Raw genomic sequence first — 18,909 nt, 5'->3', positions numbered from 1 at the left:
TGGCTGGGTGGTCCGGAGGGGCTCGTGCCTAACCGGTACTCATGAAGTTAGTGGTTAGGTGATGGAGCGTCAACCGGCATCAGGGCATGCAGGGGTTAGGTGGTGGCGGCGTGAGGGCGCGGCGGCATGAGGGGCGCGAGGGCGCGACTGAGCGGGAAGGGGGGAACGGGAGTGGGAGTGGGGAGCCGCGCGGCGGCTACTCCCACTCCCACCGGATGCCGATGTGGCCCGGCTGCTGGTCCGGGGAGAGCACGTGGGCGCTCGCGGAGGCGCCGATCCACAGCTGCTCGCGGCGGCTGTCGACGTCCTCGCCCGGGTCGCGGTCGTACCGCTCGCAGTGCACGGGGACGGCCGCGGGGTCGAAGTGGACCTGGAGCACGTACTCGCGCACCTGGGTCGCGAAGCGGCGGCTGTACTCCAGCGTCGGGCCGCCGGGCGGGATCTCCACCTCGTACTCGAAGACCGTGCTGTCGCCCAGGCCGAGCGGGCGGTCCAGCATGATCTCGCCGACGGTCAGCCCGGCCTCCGGGCGGCGGCGGACGCGGCCGAGCCGGCCGTGCCGGACCGAGGTGATCTCGGGGCAGCCGGTGGCCTCCTCGTCGGCCTTGTGCACGACCAGGCAGCGGCCGACGCCGGCGACGGTGGCGCGGACGACCTGGCGCATCCGCAGCAGGTTGCCGCGGCGATGGGCGTCGACGTAGTACGAGTCGTGGATGCTCAGCCGCTCCAGCTCGCCGGCCGGCGGGGCGTCCAGCTCGGCGAAGATGTCGGCGATCTCCTGCTCGCCGGGCCAGACGTCCTCCAGCCCGAGGTGGCAGGTGTTGGCGGCGGCGGCCCAGCGGCCGCGCGGGCGCGGCGGGCCGAGCAGCGAGGACAGTGAGCTGTGCGGCAGGCCGAGCAGTTCCTCCAGCAGGTGGACGGCGCGCAGCGAGCTGGCCCGCTCGGGCTGGCTGCGGCCGCGCCGCCAGTAACTCAGCGTCGTGACGCTGACCCTGACGCCGCGTTGGGTGAGCGCCGCCCGGATCCGGTCCAGGCTGAGGCCGCTGGCCTCGATCGCCAGGTGCAGGGTGTCCGCGAAGCCGCCCGCGGTGGCGGGCCGGCCGGCGGCCGGCGATCCGGCGGGCGGCAGGGCCGCCGGTACCGGCGCGGGCGCGAGTACGGGTGGGCCGGTGCGCTCCGGGCGCTCTTCGACCAGCCGGAGTCGCGCGGCGTCCTGGGGCTGCTGTGCGGCCATGCGGTAACCCTCCCCACCAGGTGAGTTCGGCGGGACCGGGTCGGCGCCGGGGCGCGCCGCCAGCGGCTTCACCGAGCTTTGGGGAACCCTATGCACGGTCGAGAGGCTACGTCATCCGTCGTGCGTATGACAGTGGTCACGGGAGGTGAACCGCAGGGTTAGCGATCTTGAAACATTGCGGAAACACGCATCGTCCCAGGTGGTGACGTATAACACACCGCCGGGGCGGGCCCTGACGGCGCCGCCCCGGCGGGGTCTCGGTTACCAGAAGGTGATCAGCCGACGTTCAGGGCGACGTCGTCGATCACGAAGCTGGTCTGGTTCGAGCCGTCCTCGGTGCCGGTGAACTTGAGGGTCACGGTCTGGCCGGCGAAGGAGGTCAGGTCGACGGTGCGCTGCACGTAGCCGGCGGCCGCGTCCACGTTGGACCAGGTCTTCAGCGTGGTCGAGTTCGCCTGCAGGGTCAGCGTGTCGTACGCGGTGCTGCCGCTCTCGGCGGTGTCGATGTGCAGCCAGAACGTCAGCGACGCGGACGTGCAGCCGGCCGGGATCGAGACGGTCTGCGACAGGGTGTCGGTGTGCGAGCTGCCGTAGCCGTCCAGCCAGGCCTTCCAGCTGCCGCCGTGGGCCGGCTGCGAGCTGCTGTTGTCGACCACGCCGCTCGACGTCGTCCACGGGGCCGCGGTGCCGGACTCGAAGCCGCCGTTGCCGATCAGCTGGGCCGCGGTGCAGCCGCCGGTCGGGGGCGGGGTCGGGGTGCCGCCGCCGCCGAGCAGGGCGGTGGTCAGGGCGTCCGCGACCGGGGAGCCCCAGCCGGTGACCTGGTCGTAGCCGGTCTTGGCCGGGAAGTCCTGGTTCGAGCCGGTCTTCACGTCGTGGAACGTGCTGCCGTAGCTGCTGCTGTTGGCGACGGCGTACAGGCGCGGGCTGGCCTCACCGAGGGCGGACTGCCCGGCCGCCTTGGCCTTCTGGTTGAACTGGGCGGCGTAGCCGGACCACAGCGGGGCGGCCGCGCTGGTGCCGCCGTAGACCTGCCAGGCGCCGGCGGTGTAGATCGCGAAGCCGCTCGCCGGGTCGGCGTTGGAGGCGACGTCCGGGACGGTGCGCATGGTGCCGTTGACGCCGGTGCCGGTCTGCCAGGTCGGCTTGCTGAAGACGGTGGACACGCCGCCGCCGGCGGTGCTCCAGGCGCTCTCCGAGGAGTAGGCGTTGCCGGAGACCTTGAGGTTGGTGCCGCCGACACCGGTCTGGTGCGGGCTGGAGGCCGGGAAGTCGACGGCCTTGACGGTCGAGCCGCTGGTCGAGCGGGTGCAGTCGCGCGAGCCGTCGTCGCCGGAGGCGGAGAAGATCGAGATGCCCTGCGCGGCGGCCTGCTTGAAGGCGTTGTCGACGGCGGTCATCGAGGCGGCCGTGGTGTCCGGCTCGCAGGAGCCCCAGGAGATCGAGATGACCGAGGCCTTGTTGTCGGCCACGATCTTGTTGGCCATGTCGATCTCGCCCTGGTCCGAGTTCGGGGCCTCGTAGACCAGCTGGGTCGCCTTGGGGGCGGCACCGCGGACGATCTCGCTGTCCAGCTCGACCTCGCCCTGGCCCTGGCCGGGGGCGGAGTCGTAGTTGGCGCCGTCGACCGAGACCGTGGAGACGGCCGGGCCGGAGAGGCCGTACTGGCTGTCGTAGGTGGTCAGGTCCGAGGACGTGTAGCCGTCGAACTCCCAGAGGGCGACGGTGACGCCGGTGCCGTCGGCGCCGGTCTTGTCCAGGTTGTAGGCGCCGTCGTACTGGGCCGGGCCCACGCCGTTCGGGGTGGCCGAGGCCGCGTTCGGGGTGACGGCGTGCGGGGTCGCCAGGCGGTTCTTGCGGACCGCGTGGTTGTCCAGGCCGTGCACGCCCTGGACGACGTCGGCGAGGTCGGCCGGGACGGAGGCGGCCGCGTCGTTCGCGTAGAACGCGCGCTGCAGCTGCGGGTCGACGTAGGAGCTCTCGTGGGTGCCGAAGGCCTGCGAGACCTGGTCGTTGGTACCGCGGGCGCTGACGACCTGGCGGTTGGCGCTCACCTCGGTGACCGTCAGGCCCTGGCCGGCGAGGTAGGCCTTGACCTGGTCGACGGCGGCCTGGGTCGGGCCGAACCGCTGGTTGAACTGCTCCGGCGTCAGGTAGTGGCCGTACTCCGGGGTGCCCGGGGTGGTGACCGCCGCGAGGAAGCGCTCCAGCTCGTCGGCGTTGCGGAGCTTCAGGCTGACGGCGACCGAGATCTGCTGCTCGGCGGGCACGTCGCCCTTCTTCTCGGAGTGGGCCACCGCGGGGTTCACGGTGTTCGGCAGCTCGATGCGGGGAGCGGCGTGGGGGGTGGACGCGGCCTGCGCGGTCGTGACGCCGAGCGAGACGGCGGTCAGCGGCAGCACGGCTATGGCGGCCGCGAGGGCGAGGGTGCGGGGGCGCAACGGATCCTCCTCTGGCCGGATGTGGGGTCCGGCAAGGGGCACTTGACGCTCTGGGGTAGAACGCTGGCTAGAACATGACAGAACAACTCCGGGGATTGGCTCATGGTCAGGCAATTCGTTGCTAAAAAACAGTCAAGTGTGGAACGCCGGAACGGCAGGTGTTTCATACAGTGAATGATCGGAAATTCGGCGGTGGTCCACACCAGTTGGGGCTTCCGGGACGGCCGTAGAATCGCGTGGAGCCGAGGGAGAACGATGACTGACGTGAAGGCGGACCCGAGGGACCCCCGCCCGCTGATCGGCGAGCCGCTGGCGCTCGACCTGCTCAACACGCGCTGGGCCGGCACCCCCCTCAACGACCTGCTCGGCGAGCCCGACGGGTACGGGATCTGGCTCTCCTCCGCCGGGCTGGGCGAGCGCTGCGAGGCCGACGCCGCCGGGCTGGCCGCGGTGCTCGGGGCCCGTGAGGCGCTCGGGGCCGCGGTGCGGTCGCTCGGTGAGAACGGGGAGTTGGGCGGGGCCGCGCGGGCCGGGCTGGACGAGGTGCTCGCCCACGGACGGATCCGGCGGACGGCCGGCGCGGGCGGCGCGGAGGACCGGATCGAGGTCGACGAGCCGCAGTGGCTGGCGGCCTGGCTCGCGGTGGACGACTTCCTCGGGCTGGTCGCGCAGGGGGCGCACCGGGTGCGGCAGTGTGCGCACGACGCCTGCATCCTGCACTTCTTCGACGCGTCGCAGAACGGGCGGCGGCGGTGGTGCCGGATGGCCGTGTGCGGGAACCGGGCGAAGGCGGCCCGGCACTACGTGAAGGCGAAGGGCTAGCGCGGCGTTCTCCCGCGCCCTGCACGGGGCGCGGGAGAACGAAGGGTCCTCAGTTCGTCGTCGGGGCGCCGAGGTGGGCGGTGAGGGCCTCGGTGACGTCGCGGTGGCCCGGGTCGACGGCGGCCCAGGCGGCGTAGCCGTCGGGGCGGATCAGCAGGACGGTGTCGCGCAGCTTGCCGTGCGGGTCGGCGGGGGCGGTGGTGACGAGCTGGTCGGCCCAGGGGGTGGCGGCGCTCTGGACGTCGTTGCTGACCAGGACGAACTTCCCGGCGCGCAGCGCCTCGTAGAGCCGCTCGGGTGCGGCGGGCTCGTCGTCGCGGGGCTTCTCGATCGCGGTCAGCCGCAGGTCGGGGACGCGCTTGCCGACCAGCGGGTGGGCGTCCTTCGGGGCGGGGTAGGCGATGTCGATCCCGGAGACCAGCCGGGCGCCGCGCTCGGTGACCGGGTCGAGGTGGCCGCCGAGCGCGGTGAGCGCGCCGCGCAGGGCGCGGGTGGGCGCGGACTCGGCGAGGGCGAGCCGGATCAGGGCGCCGGAGGTGCGCAGGACCATCTTCCCGACCGGGTGGCGCTCGGTCTGGTAGCTGTCGAGCAGCGCGTCGGTGGCGTGGCCGCGCAGCACGGCGGCGAGCTTCCAGGAGAGGTTGGCGGCGTCCTGGAGGCCGGTGTTCATGCCCTGGCCGCCGGCCGGCGAGTGGCAGTGCGCGGCGTCGCCGGCCAGGAAGACCCGGCCGGAGCGGTAGTTGGGCACCTGGCGCTCGTCGCTGTGGAAGGTGGAGGCCCAGCGGGCCTCGTGCATGCCGAAGTCCTCGCCGATGGCGGCCTCGGTGATGGCGGCGATCCGCTCCAGCGAGGGGGTGGTGCCGTCCGGGACGCGCTCGGTGCGGTCCCAGGCGATGACGCGGTGGTAGCCGTCGCCGAAGGGGGCGAGGAAGGCGAAGCCCGCGCTGCCGGCGCCGACGGTGATGGTGTTCTCGGGCTCGCGCTCCAGCCGGACGTCGGCGAGCAGGACGGAGTCGACCACGGACTCGCCGGGGTACGGGACGCCGAGCAGCTCGCGGACGGTGGAGCGGACGCCGTCGGTGCCGACCGCGTAGCGGGCGCGGTGGGTGGTGCCGTCGGCGGTCTCCAGCGTGACGCCCTCGGCGTCCTGCCGCAGGCCGGTGACCTCGCTGCCGCGCACGATCGTCGCGCCGGCCCCGACCGCGCGCTCGTGCAGCAGCCGTTCGACGTTGTACTGCGGGGTGATCAGGACGAACGGGAAGCGGGTCGGCAGGTTGCCGAGCTCGACGCCGAAGCGGTTGAACATCTTCAGCGAGGTGAGCGGCCGGCCGGTGGCGATGAGGTCGTCGGCGAGGCCGCGGGCGTCGAGCATTTCGAGCGTGCGGGCGTGCACGGCGAAGGCCCGGGTGAGGTTGGACTCGGCGCCGCGCTTCTCCAGGAGGGTGACGGCGAGGCCGGCGGCGGCGAGGTCGCCGGCCAGCAGCAGGCCGGTCGGTCCGGCGCCGACGATCAGGACGTCGGTGACGGTCTGCTTCGCGGTCATGTGTCAGCTCCCGGTGGTCGGAGGGCGGTTGGACGCGTCGTTCGGCGTCCCTCCAGCCTCCATCATCCCCCGGCCCGGGCGCGGGGTGTGAACCGCCGGGCCCCGGCGGTCGGTGACCGCCGGGGCCCGGTGACGTGCCGGAAGGCTCAGCCCTGCCGGCGGATCTCCACCGTGCGGAACCGGTTGGCGACGAACGCGCCGTCGCAGTAGGCGGCGTTGGCGGCCGGGTTGGCGCCGGTGCCGTGCAGGTCGGAGAAGGCGGCGGTCTGGTTGGGGAAGACGCCGCCGGTCAGGTTGAGCGAGAGCGAGACGCCGGCGTCCAGCACGGCCTCCACCAGCAGGGCCTCGACCTCGGGGGAGGTGGTGTAGCCGGTGGCCGTCATCGCGCCCTTCTCGCGGACGGTGGTGCGCAGCAGCTCGACCGCGGCGGCGGTGGACTCGACGGCGACGGCGAAGGAGACCGGGCCGAAGCACTCGCTGCGGAAGACCGCGCGGTCGTCCGGCTTGTCGGCGTCGAGCTTGACCAGGGCGGGGGTGCGCACGGTCGCGCCGGGGAACTCGGCGCAGACGACCGCGCGCGGGGCGAGGGCGAGTTCGCCGTACTCGCCGCCGGCCGCGGCGGCCGAGCGCTGGAGCACGCCGGGGTTGACGACGGCGCCGAGGACGGCGGCGGCGCGGGCGTCGTCGGACAGCAGGCCCTCGATCGCGCCGGCGAGGTCGGCGACGACCTGGTCGAAGGACTTGTCGCCCTGGTCGGTGCCGATGCCGCCGCGCGGGATCAGCAGGTTCTGCGGGGTGGTGCACATCTGGCCGCTGTAGAGCGAGAGCGCGAAGGCCAGGTTGCCGAGCATGCCCTTGTAGTCGTCGGTGGAGTCGATGACGACGGCGTTGACGCCGGCCTTCTCGGTGTAGACCAGGGCCTGCCTGGCGTGCTCCTCCAGCCAGTCGCCGAAGGCGGTGGAGCCGGTGTAGTCGATCATCCGGATCTCGGGGCGGACGGCGAGGTCCTTGGCGACGGTGCCGCCCTCGTGCTCGGCGGCCAGGCAGACCAGGTTCGCGTCGTAGCCGGCCTCGGCGAGCACCTCGCGGGCGATCGCGACGGTCAGCGCGAGCGGCAGGACGGCCCGCGGGTGCGGCTTGACGAGCACCGGGTTGCCGGTGGCCAGCGAGGCGAACAGGCCGGGGTAGCCGTTCCAGGTGGGGAAGGTGTTGCAGCCGATCAGCAGCGCGAGGCCGCGCGGGACGACGGTGAACTCCTTGCTCATCACCAGCGGGTCGCGCTTGCCCTGGGGCTTGGTCCAGCCGGCCTGCCGGGGCAGCCGGGTCTGCTCGGCGTACGCGTAGGCGACGGCCTCCAGGCCGCGGTCCTGGGCGTGCGGGCCGCCGGCCTGGAAGGCCATGCCGTAGGCCTGGCCGGTGGTGTGCATGACGGCCTGGGCGAACTCGTGCGAGCGGGCGTTGATCCGCTGCAGGATCTCCATGCAGACGGCGGCGCGCTCCAGCGGGCTCGCGGCGGCCCAGGTGGGGCGGGCGGCGATCAGCGCGGCGATCAGCGCGTCCGGCCCGGCGTGCGGGTAGGTGATGCCCAGCTCCACGCCGTACGGCGAGGTCTCGCCGCCCACCAGGTCGCCGTCGGTGGGGTGGCCGTCGAGGGCGAACGGGGCGCCGAGCAGCGCGTCGAACGCCGCCTTGCCGTCCGCGGGGCCGCTCTCGCCGTACGCCTTCGGGAACTCGGGGTAGGGCGACCAGTAGTCGCGCTTGGCGGCGGCGTCGAGCGCGGCGTCCAGGGTGGCCTGGTGGCGCGCGACCAGCTCGCTGACGAGGGGGTGGGTGACCGCGGACATCTGTTCGCTCCTCAGAGAGCCTCGGGGAGGAAGACGGGACACGTCACAGAGTAACCGAACGATCGGTCGGCTCAAGAGGGGGAAGGGATTTGGTTCCGGAGAAGAGAACGGGGGCGCGTCCGTGGCGGACGCGCCCCCGGAAGCGGGGAGGACGGGCGGTCTACGGCACGCCGAGCTCGAAGATGACGTACCCGGCGTACCAGCCGGACGCCGCCGCCGCGGTGCCCAGCACCGTCGCCAGCACCGGCCAGCTCAGCTTGCGCATGCCGATGGCGAGCGCGATGAACAGCGGGAACGCGGGCAGCAGGTAGCGCGAGACGTTCCCGAAGATGCCCAGGCTGCCGAGCACCGAGACGATCGTGGCGAGGGTGTAGGCGGTGAGCACCAGCGGCGGGCGCAGCCGGACCAGCAGCACGATCAGGGCCGGCAGGGTCAGCACGATCAGGGTCGCGAAGAGGTCCGGCAGGGCGAAGGCGAACGGGTAGTCGTTGCGGCCGAGCATCACGCCGCGGATCGCGTGGAAGGTGCCCTGGCCCCAGTCGAAGTAGTGCAGCCAGGCGTCGTGCTGGAGGCGGAAGTAACCGCCCCACTCGCCGGTCCGCCACCCCACCCAGCCGACGTAGCCGAGCAGGCCGAGCGGGGCGAGCAGCATCGCGGCGAGCGGGCGCAGGACACCGCTCTCCCGCCGCCACAGCTCGACCAGCGCGGCCAGGCCGACGGCGCCGATCAGGGCGGCCGCGGTCGGGCGGTTGAGGCCGGCGAACAGGGTGATCACGCCGGCCGCGACCCACTGCCTGGTCATCACGCAGTAACAGGCCCAGGCGGCCAGGGCGACGAACGTCGAGTCCGAGTAGAGCGCCCACTCGGCGCCGGAGCCGGGGGCGACGGCCCAGATGCCCGCCGCGATCACGCCCGCGCGGGGGCCGGCCAGCCGGTCCACCACGGCGTAGATGCCGGCGGCGGCGAACAGCGAGGCGAGCACCGAGACCAGCATCCCGGCGCCGTACAGGCCGAGGCCGGTGACGTCCGAGGTCAGCCGCATCAGGCCCGGGTAGAGCGGGAAGAACGCGGCCGAGTTCTGCTCGATGCTGAAGCCGACCTGGCCGCCGGGGACCGGCACCAGCGCCGGGTGGTAGCCGAACTGCGCCACCTGCTGGTACCACCAGCCGTCCCAGCTGGCGAGGACGTCCCAGGGGTTGGCACCGCCGCCGAAGCGGGGGTGCTTCCTGGCGTACTCCCCGGAGAACGACAGCAGCTTCATGAAGACGGTGAAGCCGATCAGCTTGAGCACCGCGTAGCACCACACGGCGGGCCCGAAGCGGACGGCCAGGGCGCGGGCGCGTCCCTGCCAGCCGGCGGCGGGTGCGGCCGGTTCGTCGTTGCGCTGTTCTGGCACGTCGGACTCGACTGCCGGTATTGCGGTCATCGGACTGGACCCACCCTGCTGGCCGTGGACGATCGTCCGGAGATTCTAGGGCCTGGCGCCCACCTCCCGTCGTGCCCGAAGGGCGCCTGGCGGCGTTGGGGTGCGTGGATCGCAAGGCGGAGGAGGGAGGCGATGCGGAGCATCGGGCGACCGACGACAACGCGGTGAGGCGCGTGCCCCGGCGCCGCCAGGCAGGCGGGAGGTGGGCGCCAGGCGCTAGGGGCCTGTGCCCATCCTCCTGGTGCGGACCAACGAGGCGGCTGCGGCCGGGCGGAGACCCGATCGCGTGGGGCCGGGTGGGGCCGGGGATACTCGGGGGATGGCCGATCACACCACGCGTCCCGCCTACACCGTCGAGTCGCTGCTCGCCGTGACCGTCGACGTGTTCAACGAGCGCGGGTACGACGGCACCTCGATGGAGGACCTCTCGCGGGCCGCGGGGATCTCCAAGTCCTCGATCTACCACCACGTCCGCGGCAAGGAGGAGCTGCTGCGGCTCGCGGTCGGCCGGGCGCTGGACGGGCTGTTCGCGATCCTGGCCGAGCCGGCCGCGGTCACGGGTCCGGCCGTGGTGCGGCTGGAGCACGTGGTGCGGCGCACGGCCGAGGTGCTGCTGGCGGAGCTGCCGTACGTCACCCTGCTGCTGCGGGTGCGTGGCAACACGGCCACCGAGCAGTGGGCGCTGGAGCGCCGCCGGGAGTTCGACCACCAGGTCGCCGAGCTGCTGCGGGCGGCCGTCGCGGACGGCTCGCTGCGCGCGGACGTCGAGCCGCGGCTGGCCACGCGGCTGCTGTTCGGCATGATCAACTCGATCGTCGAGTGGTACCGCCCCGGCCTCAAGGCCGCGGACGGCGTGGCCGACGCCGTCGTCCACCTGGCCTTCGACGGGCTCCGCGCGCGGTAGCCCACTGGGGCGTGTCTGTCGGGTCAGGCCGGGTGCCGCGACGCCAGGGCACGCCCTAGTCCGGCGGAACCTGGTCGGTCTCCTCGAACACCAGCATCGTTCGTGTGCCGAGCACCTGTGGGATGGACTGGATGCGATTGAGCACGAGCTCCCGCAGGGCGTGGTTGTCGGCGGTGTGCACCAGCAGGAGGACGTCGAAGTCGCCGCCGACGAGGGCGATGTGCGCGACGCCCGGCAGCTCCAGCAGCTGCTCCCGCACCGTGCGCCAGGAGTTCTGGACGATCTTCAGCGTGATGTACGCGGACGCGCCCTGACCGGCCCGTTCGTGGTCGACCCTGGCCGTGAAGCCGCGGATGACGCCGTCCTCGACCATCCTGGAGATCCGGGCGTACGCGTTCGCCCGGGACACGTGCACCCGCTCGGCGACCGAGCGGATCGAGGCGCGACCGTCCTGCTGCAGCAGCCGCAGGATCGACCGGTCGACACGGTCGAGTCTGGACATCTGTTCAGCCGACATGACCCCCCACCCTCACCGATTGGACGCACTGCCACCAGTCGACCTCCGCTCAGGCCGAATGTCCACCACCTTGTCACGCTTCTGGTCAAGATGAACAGACGACCGAACAATCGGTAGGGAGCCCCCACCACCCCCGGAGGTGCCCGAGATGACCGTTCTCGACCACAGACACTCCACGGCGGTGCCCGGCTGGATGCCCGGGGCCACCGCCCCCCGCACCGACCCGGCCCCGTTGCTGCCGGACGCCTCCCCCGTCCGCGTGCTCGGCACGCCGGCGCTGGAGAAGCAGGACCCCGCCCTGCTGCGCGAGCTCTACCGCCGGCTCGTGATCGGCCGCCGCTACAACCAGCAGGCCACCACCCTGACCAAGCAGGGCCGGCTCGCGGTCTACCCGGCGTCGGCCGGCCAGGAGGCCTGCCAGATCGCCGCCGCGCTGGCGCTCGGCGAGCAGGACTGGCTGTTCCCCAGCTACCGCGACACCCTCGCCGTGGTCTCCCGCGGCGTCGACCCGCTGGAGGCGCTGACCCTCCTGCGCGGCAACGCCCACACCGGGTACGACCCGCGCGCCACCCGCACCGCCCCGCTCTGCACCCCGCTCGCCACCCAGGCCCCGCACGCCGTCGGCCTGGCGCACGCCGCCCGGCTGCGCGGCGAGCCGGTGGTCGCGCTCGCCATGCTCGGCGACGGCGGCACCAGCGAGGGCGACTTCCACGAGGCGCTGAACTTCGCCGCCGTGCTGCGCGCCCCCGTGGTCTTCCTGGTGCAGAACAACGGCTACGCGATCTCCGTCCCGCTCACCGCGCAGTCCGCCGCGCCCAGCCTGGCGCACAAGGCCGTCGGCTACGGCATGCCGGGCCGCCTGGTGGACGGCAACGACGCGCCCGCCGTGCACGGCGTGCTGGCCGAGGCCGTCGAGCGGGCCCGCACCGGCGGCGGCCCGACCCTCGTCGAGGCGCTGACCTACCGGATCGACGCGCACACCAACGCGGACGACGCCACCCGCTACCGCACCGACGACGAGGTGGCGGCCTGGCGCGAGCACGACCCGATCCTGCTGTTGGACCGCGCCATGCGCGAGCTCGGGATCCTGGACGACGAGCTGGTCCGGCGGGCGGCCGACGAGGCGGAGGAGCTGGCGGCCCGGATGCGGGCCGAGTTCCACGCCGACGCCGAGCTGGACCCGATGGCGCTGTTCGCCCACGTCTACGCCGAGCCGACCCCGCAACTGCGCGAGCAGGCCGCCCAGTTGTCCGCCGAGCTGGCCGCCGAGGCCGAGGTGCAGCACTGATGAACTCCGCCCACCCGTCGCCCGCCCCCACCCTTGGCCGAGCTGCTGCGCAGCGCACCTCTGGCCTGCGCACCGCCTCCATGGCGCAGGCGCTCAACACCGCGCTGCGGGACGCCATGCGCGACGACCCGGCGGTGCACGTGCTCGGCGAGGACGTCGGCGCGCTCGGCGGCGTCTTCCGGATCACCGACGGGCTGACCGCCGAATTCGGCCCGGACCGCTGCCTGGACACCCCGCTGGCCGAGGCCGGCATCCTCGGCACCGCCATCGGCATGGCGATGTACGGGCTGCGCCCGGTCGTCGAGATGCAGTTCGACGCCTTCGCCTACCCGGCGCTGGAGCAGCTGTTCTCGCACGTCGCGAAGATGCGCAACCGCACGGCGGGCAGGCTCCCGCTGCCGATCACCGTCCGCATCCCGTACGGCGGCGGCATCGGCGGGGTCGAGCACCACAGCGACGCCTCCGAGGCGTACTACACCAGCACGCCCGGCCTGCACGTCGTCACGCCCGGGACGGTGGCCGACGCCTACGGGCTGCTGCGCGCCTCGATCGCCTCGGACGACCCGGTCGTGTTCCTGGAGCCCAAGCGGCTCTACTGGGGCAAGGACGGGTTCGACCCGACCGCGCCGGTGGAGCCGATCGGCCGGGCCGTGCTGCGGCGCACCGGCACCTCGGCCGTCCTGATCACGTACGGGCCCTCGCTGCCGGTCTGCCTGGAGGCGGCCGAGGCGGCGAAGGCCGAGGGCTGGGACCTCGCGGTGCTGGACCTGCGCACCCTGGTGCCGTTCGACGACGAGACGGTCGCCCGCGTGGTGCGCTCGGTCGGCCGGGCCGTCGTGGTGCACGAGGCGAGCGGCTTCGGCGGCACCGGCGCGGAGATCGCCGCCCGGGTCACCGAGCGCTGCTTCCACCACCTGGCCGCGCCGGTGCTGCGGGTGACCGGCTTCGACATCCCGTACCCGCCGCCGATGCTGGAGCACCACCACCTCCCCGGGGTGGACCGGATCCTGGACGCGGTCGCCCGGCTGCAGTGGGAGGACTGAGGATGATGCCCGTCGTGCGCGAGTTTACCCTGCCCGATCTCGGTGAGGGACTGACCGGGGCGGAGGTGGTGCGCTGGATGGTCGAGGTCGGCGAGGTGATCGCCGTCGACCAGCCGGTGGTGGAGGTGGAGACCGCCAAGGCCGTGGTGGAGGTGCCCTGCCCGTACGGCGGGGTGGTCACCGCGCGGTACGGCGAGCCGGGCGAGGAGATCGCCGTGGGCGCGCCGCTGGTCACCGTCGCGGTGGCCGCCGCGGGCGGGCCGGCGGACGCTCCCGTCGCCGCGCCGTCCGCCGAGGTGGAGCGCCCGCTGGTCGGGTACGGGGTGGCGGAGTCCCGGGGCGCACGGCGTCGCCGGGTGGGGGCTTCCTCGGCTCCGGCTCCGGCTCCCGTTCCCGTTCCCGTTGCCCCTGTGGCGGTCGCCGCGGCGCCCGCCGTGGTGCCGGTGATCTCGCCGCTGGTGCGGCGGCTGGCCCGGGAGCAGGGGGTCGACCTCGCGGCGGTCGCGGGCAGCGGGCCGGACGGGCTGATCATGCGGGCGGACGTCGAGCGGGCGGTCGCGGCCAAGGTCGCCGCTCCGGTCGCCGCTCCGGCTGCGGTCGTCTCCGCCGCGGCCGAGGGCGTCGTCCCGCTGCGCGGGCTGCGCAAGGCGGTGGCGGAGAAGCTCAGCCGCAGCCACCGGGAGATCCCCGCCGCGACCTGCTGGGTGGACGCTGACGCCACCGAACTGATGTCGCTGCGAAGGCAGTTGAACGCCACGCCCGGTCCGAAGGTGAGCGTGCTGGCGCTGCTCGCCCGGATCTGCACGGTCGCGCTGGCGCGCTTCCCCGAGCTCAACTCCAGTGTGACGGAGGACGGTTCGGGCATCATCCGGCACTCGGTGGTGCACCTTGGCTTCGCCGCGCAGGGCGAGCGCGGGCTCGTCGTCCCGGTGGTGCGGGACGCGCACGCGCGGAGCACCGAGCAACTCGGCGAGGAGCTCGCCCGGTTGACCGAGTCGGCCCGGAACGGCTCGCTGACCCCGGCCGAACTGACCGGTGGCACCTTCACGCTGAACAACTACGGCGTGTTCGGCGTGGACGGCTCCACCCCGATCCTCAACCACCCCGAGGCGGCGATGCTCGGCGTCGGCCGGATCGTCGCCAAACCGTGGGTGCACGAGGGGCAGTTGGCGGTGCGCGAGGTGACGCAGCTGTCCTTCACCTTCGACCACCGGGTCTGCGACGGCGGCACGGCGGGCGGGTTCCTGCGGTTCGTCGCGGACTGCGTGGAGCGGCCCGGGATGTTGCTGCGGCAGCTCTGACCGGGCCCTTCTCGAACCGCGGTCGCCCTGAATAGACGGGGGAGCCACTCAGGGCGACCGTGGAATGAGTGACACTAGCGCGTTCCCGGGCCGGGCGTCCGGGCTTCGCGTGATTTGTCGGATGAGCACTTCGGGCGTGCCACGCTGCCTAGGCGTCAACAGGGACAAGCCAGGTGGTGGCGTAGGCCGGCCGGAGGCGAAACGATTCTCTTGGGTACTCGAAACGTTGCGGTGAAGCCCCGCAGAACACTTCTGGTCCGCACCGGGCACGGCTCGGCGGGGGTCTCCTCCGTCCCGGGCCTGCCGGAACTCCCCCCGGACCACCCGGCCCCCGGACGGGCGCAGGCCCCCGTGCCTCCCCCGATGCCGCTCGACCCGCCGGACCTCCCGCCTGTGGAGGCGCCGACGGCCGTCCTGCCGGTGCTGCCGGACCTGGTCACCGGGCCCGTGCGGCTGGCGAGCCCCGAGCCTGCGGCCCCGCTCGCCGCGCCGCCCGCGGCCCCGCCCGCCGCCCCGCCGTTCCGGCCGCTGTTCGCCGACGCTCCCGGCCTCAACTGGGCCGGACCCGGCGACAGTTGGAGCCAGGCCTGGGCCGTGCAGGCCCTCGCCGAGGGTGGTCCGGCGCCCGCCGCGCTCGCCGGCGGCACCTGCTCGGCCGCCGAACTACCGCCCACCGCACGGGACATCGAGCTGATCCGGGCCAGTCTGGCGGTCGTCGAGCCGGTCGCCGACCGGGCCACCGCGCACTTCTACGCGCTGATCTTCCTGCACCACCCCGAGGTCCGCGCCCTCTTCCCGGCCGCCATGGACGTCCAGCGCGACCGCCTCTTCCGCGCCCTGCTGGCCGCCGCCCGCGGTGCCGACGACCCGGCGGCCCTGCGCGCCCACCTGAGCGCGCTCGGCCGCGGCCACCGCCGCTACGGCACGCTGACCGGCCACTACGGCCCGGTCGGGGAGTGCCTGGTGCAGGCCCTGGCCAGGTACGCGGGCAGCCGCTGGGACGCCGCGACCGAGCTGGCCTGGCGCCGGGTCTACCGCCTGGTCTCGTCGATCATGATCGAGGCCGCGGAGGAGGCCGCCCGCACCTCGCCGCCGTGGTGGCACGGCGAGGTGGTGCGGCACGAGCGCCGCACCCGGGACGTCGCGGTGATCACCGTCCGCCCGGACCAGGCCTACCCGTTCCGCGCCGGACAGTACACGAGCCTGGAGACGCCCTGGTGGCCGCGGGTGTGGCGGCACTACTCGTTCGCCTCGGCGCCGCGGCCGGACGGGCTGCTGACCTTCCACGTCAAGGCCGTCCAGGCGGGCTGGGTGAGCAACGCGCTCGTCCACCGCGCGGCGCCGGGGGACGTCCTGCGGCTCGGCCCGGCGGCCGGGGCGATGACCGTCGACCACGGCTGCGGCACCGACCTGCTCTGCCTCGGCGGCGGCACCGGCATCGCGCCGATCCGGGCGATGGTCGAGGAGGTCGCCGAGCACGGCGGTCCCGGCCGCCGCGTCGACGTGTTCTACGGGGCCCGCAGGCCCGCCGAGTTGTACGACCTGGACGGGCTGCGCGAACTGGCCGGGCGGTGCCCGTGGCTCACCGTGCGCCCGGTGGTCTCCGGCACCGGCCCCGCCGGGGGCGCGCTGGCCGGTGAACTCCCCGAGGTGGTGGGCCGGTTCGGACCGTGGGCGGGCCGGGAAGCGGTGCTCAGCGGGCCCGCCGCGATGGTCCGCCGGAGCGTCGGGGCGCTGGTGCGCGCCGGGGTGCCGGTGGAGCGGATCCGGCACGACCTGGTGGGGGACCTGGCCGCGGGCTGAGGCGCCGCCGACCGGGCTCAGCCGAGGTCGGGGGCGAGCAGGGCGCGGATGCCCTCGATGTTGGCGGCCAGGTAGGCCCGCAGCCGGGGCGGGACGACGTTGACCGACGTGACGCCCTCGCGCGTGAACGGCAGCCGGACCACCTCGTACTCGCCGTTCGGGTCGTCCACCTCGGGCCCGTGCCGGCGGCTGAGGTCCATCGAGGCGAGCCGGCACACGAAGAAGTGCTGCACCTTGACCCCGTGGGGGTGGAGCAGCGTGCCGTCGTCGTGGTGCGTGTGGCTGATGGTGTCGACGAACGCGGGCACGACGTCGACGACCTTGCCGCCGAGTTCCTCGTCCACCTCGCGGTGCAGCGCCTCGACCACCGTCCGGTCGCCGCGCTCCACCCCGCCGCCGGGAGTGATCCAGTACGGGTGCGGGGAGCCGGGGCGGACCCGGCGGATCACGACGAGGCTGGCCGGGCCGTGCGGGTCCGCCGGGTCCAGCTCCAGCAGGATCGCCCGCGCGGTGCGTTTGACGACCGGGCGGGGTGGCGGGGTGCGGTTGTCGGGACCCATGGCCACCTCCGGGGCGCGAGCGTTGTGCGGGAGTCTGCCGCAGCCGGGCCGGGACGAAACGCCGACCCGCCGGGGTGCCTCCGATCGGGCACGGCGGCCCGGGGCGGCCGGAGAAGGGGGAGGGCCCGTCCCCGGTGAACCACCCGGGTACGGGCCCTTCCCACGACGCGGCGGCCGCTGCGCTCAGTCGTCGTCCAGGGCCAGGTGCAGGCCCCACGAGACCAGGCTGATGATCAGCGAGCCCAGCAGCGCCGGCACGAAGCCGGTGACGTGGAAGTCGAGGCTGAGCCGCCCCGACGCCCACGAGGTCAGCAGCAGCATCAGGGCGTTGATCACGAAGGTGATCAGGCCCAGGGTCAGGATGAACAGCGGGAACGAGAACAGCTTGACGACCGGCTTGACCAGCCAGTTGACCACGCCGAAGACCAGCGCGACGGCCACCACGGTGATCGCCTTGTGCTGCCAGTCGGTGTTGGCGTCGGTGAGTTGGATGCCGGTGACGATCCAGGCGGCGACCCAGATGGCCACCGCGTTGATCAGCGTTTTGAGAACGAAACCCTTCATGGCGACCAGCCTGGCAGGCCGCCGGGGGCGCAGGGAAGCTCCCGCCGGGCATGTTGGTGTTGAATGCCGGTGGTCCCGGAGGTGGACGGAGAAGGGAAGACGGCACCGGTGAAGCTGTTCCGGCTGGACGAACTCGACGCCGAACGCGCGGCCAACGACGGCGCGTACCTGCGGTTCCTGCGCGAACCGCGGATGTCCGCCGGGCTGTACGCGCTCTCCCCCGGCGCCGCCGACCCGCAGACCGCGCACGACCAGGACGAGATCTACCAGGTGATCAGCGGCCGGGCCGAGCTGACCGTGGGCGGCGAGACCGCGACCGTCGGGCGCGGCACCGTCGTGTACGTGCCGGCCGGGACGCCGCACCGCTTCCACCACGTCACGGAGGAGCTGCGGGTCCTGGTGGTCTTCTCGCCCCCGGAGGACTGACCGGCAGGCTTTAGGGTCGGACGCATGCGTCTCACCGAAGAGCTCTGGTCGGCCATCGAGCCGGTCTACGCCGAGATCCTGGCCCACCCCTTCATCGGCGGCCTCACCGACGGCACCCTGCCGCGCGAGGCCTTCCGCCACTTCGTCGTGCAGGACTCGCACTACCTGCGCGACTACGCCCGCGCGCTCGCCGTCTGCGCCGCCAAGGCGCCCGGCGAGGAGGACGTGCGGGCGTTCGCCGCCGACGCGGTCGGCGCGATCGCGGCGGAGCAGGGCATGCACGCCGAGTTCATGACGGCCTTCGGGGCCAGTGCCGAACAGGCCGCCGAGGAAGCGGTGCTGCCGACAACCCGGGCCTACACCAGCTACCTGCTCGCGACCGTCTACGGCGGCTCCTTCGCGGAGGCGCTCGGCGCGGTGCTGCCCTGCTACTGGATCTACGCCCGGGTCGGCGAGGCACTGCTCGCCCAGGGCTCGCCGGACCCGCTCTACGCCAAGTGGATCGCCACCTACGGCGACGAGGCGTTCCAGTCGGTGGTGCGGCGCGTGCTGGCGCTCGCGGACCGGATCGGCGAGGAGCTCTCCCCCGTCGAGCGCCGCCGGGTGGTCGAGCACTTCACGACGACCTCGCGCTACGAGTGGATGTTCTGGGACGCCGCGTGGCGCGGCGAGCGCTGGCCGGTCTGACGCTTCCGGGGCGGTTCCCCAGGGTCATCCCCGGGGGCCGGGGTCGGGGTGATCTCGGGGTTCTCTCCGGGCCGTTGGGCCTCGTTCCGGCACTGGCGCCCCCGTACGATCGACGTATCGAAAGCAAGCGGGATGCGGCACCGAAGGGGCGGCCGGCCCGAGGGGAGAGAAGGAACGGACATGGCTGAGCTCTGGAAGTCGCTGCCCTCCTGGGTGCGCAACATCGTCGTGCCGGTGCTGGTCCTGGTGCTGGCCTGGAACGTCGTGACCTTCGTGTTCGGCGTGGTCGGCGCGCTGCTGGGCCTGCTGATCAAGCTGCTGGTCGTGGTCGGCATCGGGGCGGCCGTGGTCATCCTGGTGAAGAAGGCGGCGAAGCTCTGACGACGCTCCGGCGTCGACGCCGAGGCCCCGGCCCCCCCCGGGGGGGGGGGGGGGCGCCGCCGCGGGCGGGGGGGGGCCCGCCCCGGGGCACCCCCCCGCGCCGGGGGGAAAAAAAAAAAACACCA

At 73.5% G+C, this 18,909-nt stretch carries 17 protein-coding genes; 9 read left to right on the top strand and 8 right to left on the bottom strand.

Translation table 11 applies throughout. The annotated features are described in order from the left end of the window. Positions 1–196 precede the first annotated feature (196 nt). Together ACFV4G_RS13515 and ACFV4G_RS13510 are read right to left on the bottom strand one after the other, a co-directional pair. A complete protein-coding gene (locus ACFV4G_RS13515; RefSeq protein ID WP_380439703.1) occupies positions 197–1,234 on the bottom strand; it encodes a hypothetical protein in 1,038 nt (345 codons plus the stop codon). 275 nt (positions 1,235–1,509) lie between these two features. Continuing rightward, positions 1,510–3,675, bottom strand: a complete 2,166-nt coding sequence (locus ACFV4G_RS13510) for a protease pro-enzyme activation domain-containing protein (protein WP_380439701.1) — start codon at positions 3,673–3,675, stop codon at positions 1,510–1,512. 255 nt (positions 3,676–3,930) lie between these two features. Here ACFV4G_RS13510 and ACFV4G_RS13505 point away from each other — a divergent pair, with 255 nt between their 5' ends. Then, a complete protein-coding gene (locus tag ACFV4G_RS13505) occupies positions 3,931–4,497 on the top strand; it encodes a CGNR zinc finger domain-containing protein (protein WP_380439699.1) in 567 nt (188 codons plus the stop codon). A gap of 49 nt (positions 4,498–4,546) precedes the next feature. Here ACFV4G_RS13505 and ACFV4G_RS13500 read toward each other — a convergent pair whose 3' ends face one another. The 3 genes from ACFV4G_RS13500 to ACFV4G_RS13490 form a co-directional block, all read right to left on the bottom strand. After that, a complete protein-coding gene (locus ACFV4G_RS13500) occupies positions 4,547–6,040 on the bottom strand; it encodes an FAD-dependent monooxygenase (protein WP_380439697.1) in 1,494 nt (497 codons plus the stop codon). Positions 6,041–6,186: 146 nt separating this feature from the next. Continuing rightward, a complete protein-coding gene (gene paaN / locus ACFV4G_RS13495) occupies positions 6,187–7,884 on the bottom strand; it encodes a phenylacetic acid degradation protein PaaN (protein ID WP_380439695.1) in 1,698 nt (565 codons plus the stop codon). A 160-nt stretch (positions 7,885–8,044) separates the two neighbouring features. Further along, positions 8,045–9,310 (bottom strand): glycosyltransferase family 39 protein, encoded by a 1,266-nt coding sequence (locus ACFV4G_RS13490; protein ID WP_380439693.1) that lies wholly within the window; start codon positions 9,308–9,310, stop codon positions 8,045–8,047. Between the two features lie 319 nt (positions 9,311–9,629). On the opposite strand from ACFV4G_RS13490, the gene ACFV4G_RS13485 reads away from it, so the two are divergent. Continuing rightward, positions 9,630–10,214, top strand: coding sequence for a TetR/AcrR family transcriptional regulator (locus ACFV4G_RS13485; RefSeq protein WP_380439691.1), 585 nt, complete (start codon positions 9,630–9,632; stop codon positions 10,212–10,214). 55 nt (positions 10,215–10,269) lie between these two features. Here the strand turns inward: ACFV4G_RS13485 and ACFV4G_RS13480 are convergent, their stop codons facing one another. Continuing rightward, the gene (locus ACFV4G_RS13480; protein ID WP_078859968.1) at positions 10,270–10,716 is read right to left on the bottom strand and encodes an Lrp/AsnC family transcriptional regulator; all 447 of its coding nucleotides are present in this window, start codon (positions 10,714–10,716) and stop codon (positions 10,270–10,272) included. 163 nt (positions 10,717–10,879) lie between these two features. Here ACFV4G_RS13480 and pdhA point away from each other — a divergent pair, with 163 nt between their 5' ends. From pdhA to ACFV4G_RS13460, 4 genes are all read left to right on the top strand, one after another. After that, positions 10,880–12,019 carry a pyruvate dehydrogenase (acetyl-transferring) E1 component subunit alpha gene (gene pdhA / locus ACFV4G_RS13475; RefSeq protein WP_380439689.1) on the top strand — a complete coding sequence of 380 codons (1,140 nt, stop codon included), beginning with the start codon at positions 10,880–10,882 and terminating at the stop codon, positions 12,017–12,019. Positions 12,020–12,099: 80 nt separating this feature from the next. Continuing rightward, positions 12,100–13,062 carry an alpha-ketoacid dehydrogenase subunit beta gene (locus ACFV4G_RS13470; RefSeq protein ID WP_380439733.1) on the top strand — a complete coding sequence of 321 codons (963 nt, stop codon included), beginning with the start codon at positions 12,100–12,102 and terminating at the stop codon, positions 13,060–13,062. 5 nt (positions 13,063–13,067) lie between these two features. After that, a complete protein-coding gene (locus tag ACFV4G_RS13465) occupies positions 13,068–14,363 on the top strand; it encodes a dihydrolipoamide acetyltransferase family protein (RefSeq protein WP_380439731.1) in 1,296 nt (431 codons plus the stop codon). A gap of 231 nt (positions 14,364–14,594) precedes the next feature. After that, entirely contained in the window at positions 14,595–16,166 is a 1,572-nt protein-coding gene (locus ACFV4G_RS13460; RefSeq protein WP_380439687.1) for a globin domain-containing protein, read from the top strand. A gap of 17 nt (positions 16,167–16,183) precedes the next feature. Here ACFV4G_RS13460 and ACFV4G_RS13455 read toward each other — a convergent pair whose 3' ends face one another. After that, positions 16,184–16,726, bottom strand: a complete 543-nt coding sequence (locus ACFV4G_RS13455) for an NUDIX domain-containing protein (RefSeq protein ID WP_380439685.1) — start codon at positions 16,724–16,726, stop codon at positions 16,184–16,186. Positions 16,727–16,909: 183 nt separating this feature from the next. Continuing rightward, complete coding sequence (locus tag ACFV4G_RS13450; RefSeq protein WP_380439683.1) at positions 16,910–17,290, bottom strand: phage holin family protein; 381 nt, start codon at positions 17,288–17,290, stop codon at positions 16,910–16,912. A gap of 108 nt (positions 17,291–17,398) precedes the next feature. Here ACFV4G_RS13450 and ACFV4G_RS13445 point away from each other — a divergent pair, with 108 nt between their 5' ends. The 3 genes from ACFV4G_RS13445 (at position 17,399) to ACFV4G_RS13435 (ending at position 18,784) form a co-directional block, all read left to right on the top strand. After that, positions 17,399–17,716, top strand: a complete 318-nt coding sequence (locus ACFV4G_RS13445) for a cupin domain-containing protein (protein ID WP_380439729.1) — start codon at positions 17,399–17,401, stop codon at positions 17,714–17,716. Between the two features lie 24 nt (positions 17,717–17,740). After that, a complete protein-coding gene (gene tenA / locus ACFV4G_RS13440; protein WP_380439681.1) occupies positions 17,741–18,403 on the top strand; it encodes a thiaminase II in 663 nt (220 codons plus the stop codon). A 180-nt stretch (positions 18,404–18,583) separates the two neighbouring features. Continuing rightward, positions 18,584–18,784: a DUF5326 family protein gene (locus ACFV4G_RS13435; protein WP_380439679.1), complete on the top strand. Its 201-nt coding sequence runs from the start codon at positions 18,584–18,586 to the stop codon at positions 18,782–18,784. Positions 18,785–18,909: the final 125 nt, after the last annotated feature.

The sequence above is a fragment of the Kitasatospora sp. NPDC059747 genome (assembly GCF_042732955.1).
GTDB lineage: Bacteria > Actinomycetota > Actinomycetes > Streptomycetales > Streptomycetaceae > Kitasatospora.
The sequence above is the reverse complement of the archived record's forward strand: the minus strand, read 5'-3'. Positions and strand labels throughout refer to the sequence as shown.

What these genes read in the sequence shown, in the direction of transcription:
- ACFV4G_RS13515 (WP_380439703.1), bottom strand. Translation starts at nt 1,234, where the DNA reads ATGGCCGCACAGCAGCCCCAGGACGCCGCGCGACTCCGGCTGGTCGAA.
- ACFV4G_RS13505 (WP_380439699.1), top strand. Translation starts at nt 3,931, where the DNA reads ATGACTGACGTGAAGGCGGACCCGAGGGACCCCCGCCCGCTGATCGGC.
- ACFV4G_RS13500 (WP_380439697.1), bottom strand. Translation starts at nt 6,040, where the DNA reads ATGACCGCGAAGCAGACCGTCACCGACGTCCTGATCGTCGGCGCCGGA.
- paaN (WP_380439695.1), bottom strand. Translation starts at nt 7,884, where the DNA reads ATGTCCGCGGTCACCCACCCCCTCGTCAGCGAGCTGGTCGCGCGCCAC.
- ACFV4G_RS13490 (WP_380439693.1), bottom strand. Translation starts at nt 9,310, where the DNA reads ATGACCGCAATACCGGCAGTCGAGTCCGACGTGCCAGAACAGCGCAAC.
- ACFV4G_RS13485 (WP_380439691.1), top strand. Translation starts at nt 9,630, where the DNA reads ATGGCCGATCACACCACGCGTCCCGCCTACACCGTCGAGTCGCTGCTC.
- ACFV4G_RS13480 (WP_078859968.1), bottom strand. Translation starts at nt 10,716, where the DNA reads ATGTCCAGACTCGACCGTGTCGACCGGTCGATCCTGCGGCTGCTGCAG.
- pdhA (WP_380439689.1), top strand. Translation starts at nt 10,880, where the DNA reads ATGACCGTTCTCGACCACAGACACTCCACGGCGGTGCCCGGCTGGATG.
- ACFV4G_RS13470 (WP_380439733.1), top strand. Translation starts at nt 12,100, where the DNA reads ATGGCGCAGGCGCTCAACACCGCGCTGCGGGACGCCATGCGCGACGAC.
- ACFV4G_RS13465 (WP_380439731.1), top strand. Translation starts at nt 13,068, where the DNA reads ATGCCCGTCGTGCGCGAGTTTACCCTGCCCGATCTCGGTGAGGGACTG.
- ACFV4G_RS13455 (WP_380439685.1), bottom strand. Translation starts at nt 16,726, where the DNA reads ATGGGTCCCGACAACCGCACCCCGCCACCCCGCCCGGTCGTCAAACGC.
- ACFV4G_RS13450 (WP_380439683.1), bottom strand. Translation starts at nt 17,290, where the DNA reads ATGAAGGGTTTCGTTCTCAAAACGCTGATCAACGCGGTGGCCATCTGG.
- tenA (WP_380439681.1), top strand. Translation starts at nt 17,741, where the DNA reads ATGCGTCTCACCGAAGAGCTCTGGTCGGCCATCGAGCCGGTCTACGCC.
- ACFV4G_RS13435 (WP_380439679.1), top strand. Translation starts at nt 18,584, where the DNA reads ATGGCTGAGCTCTGGAAGTCGCTGCCCTCCTGGGTGCGCAACATCGTC.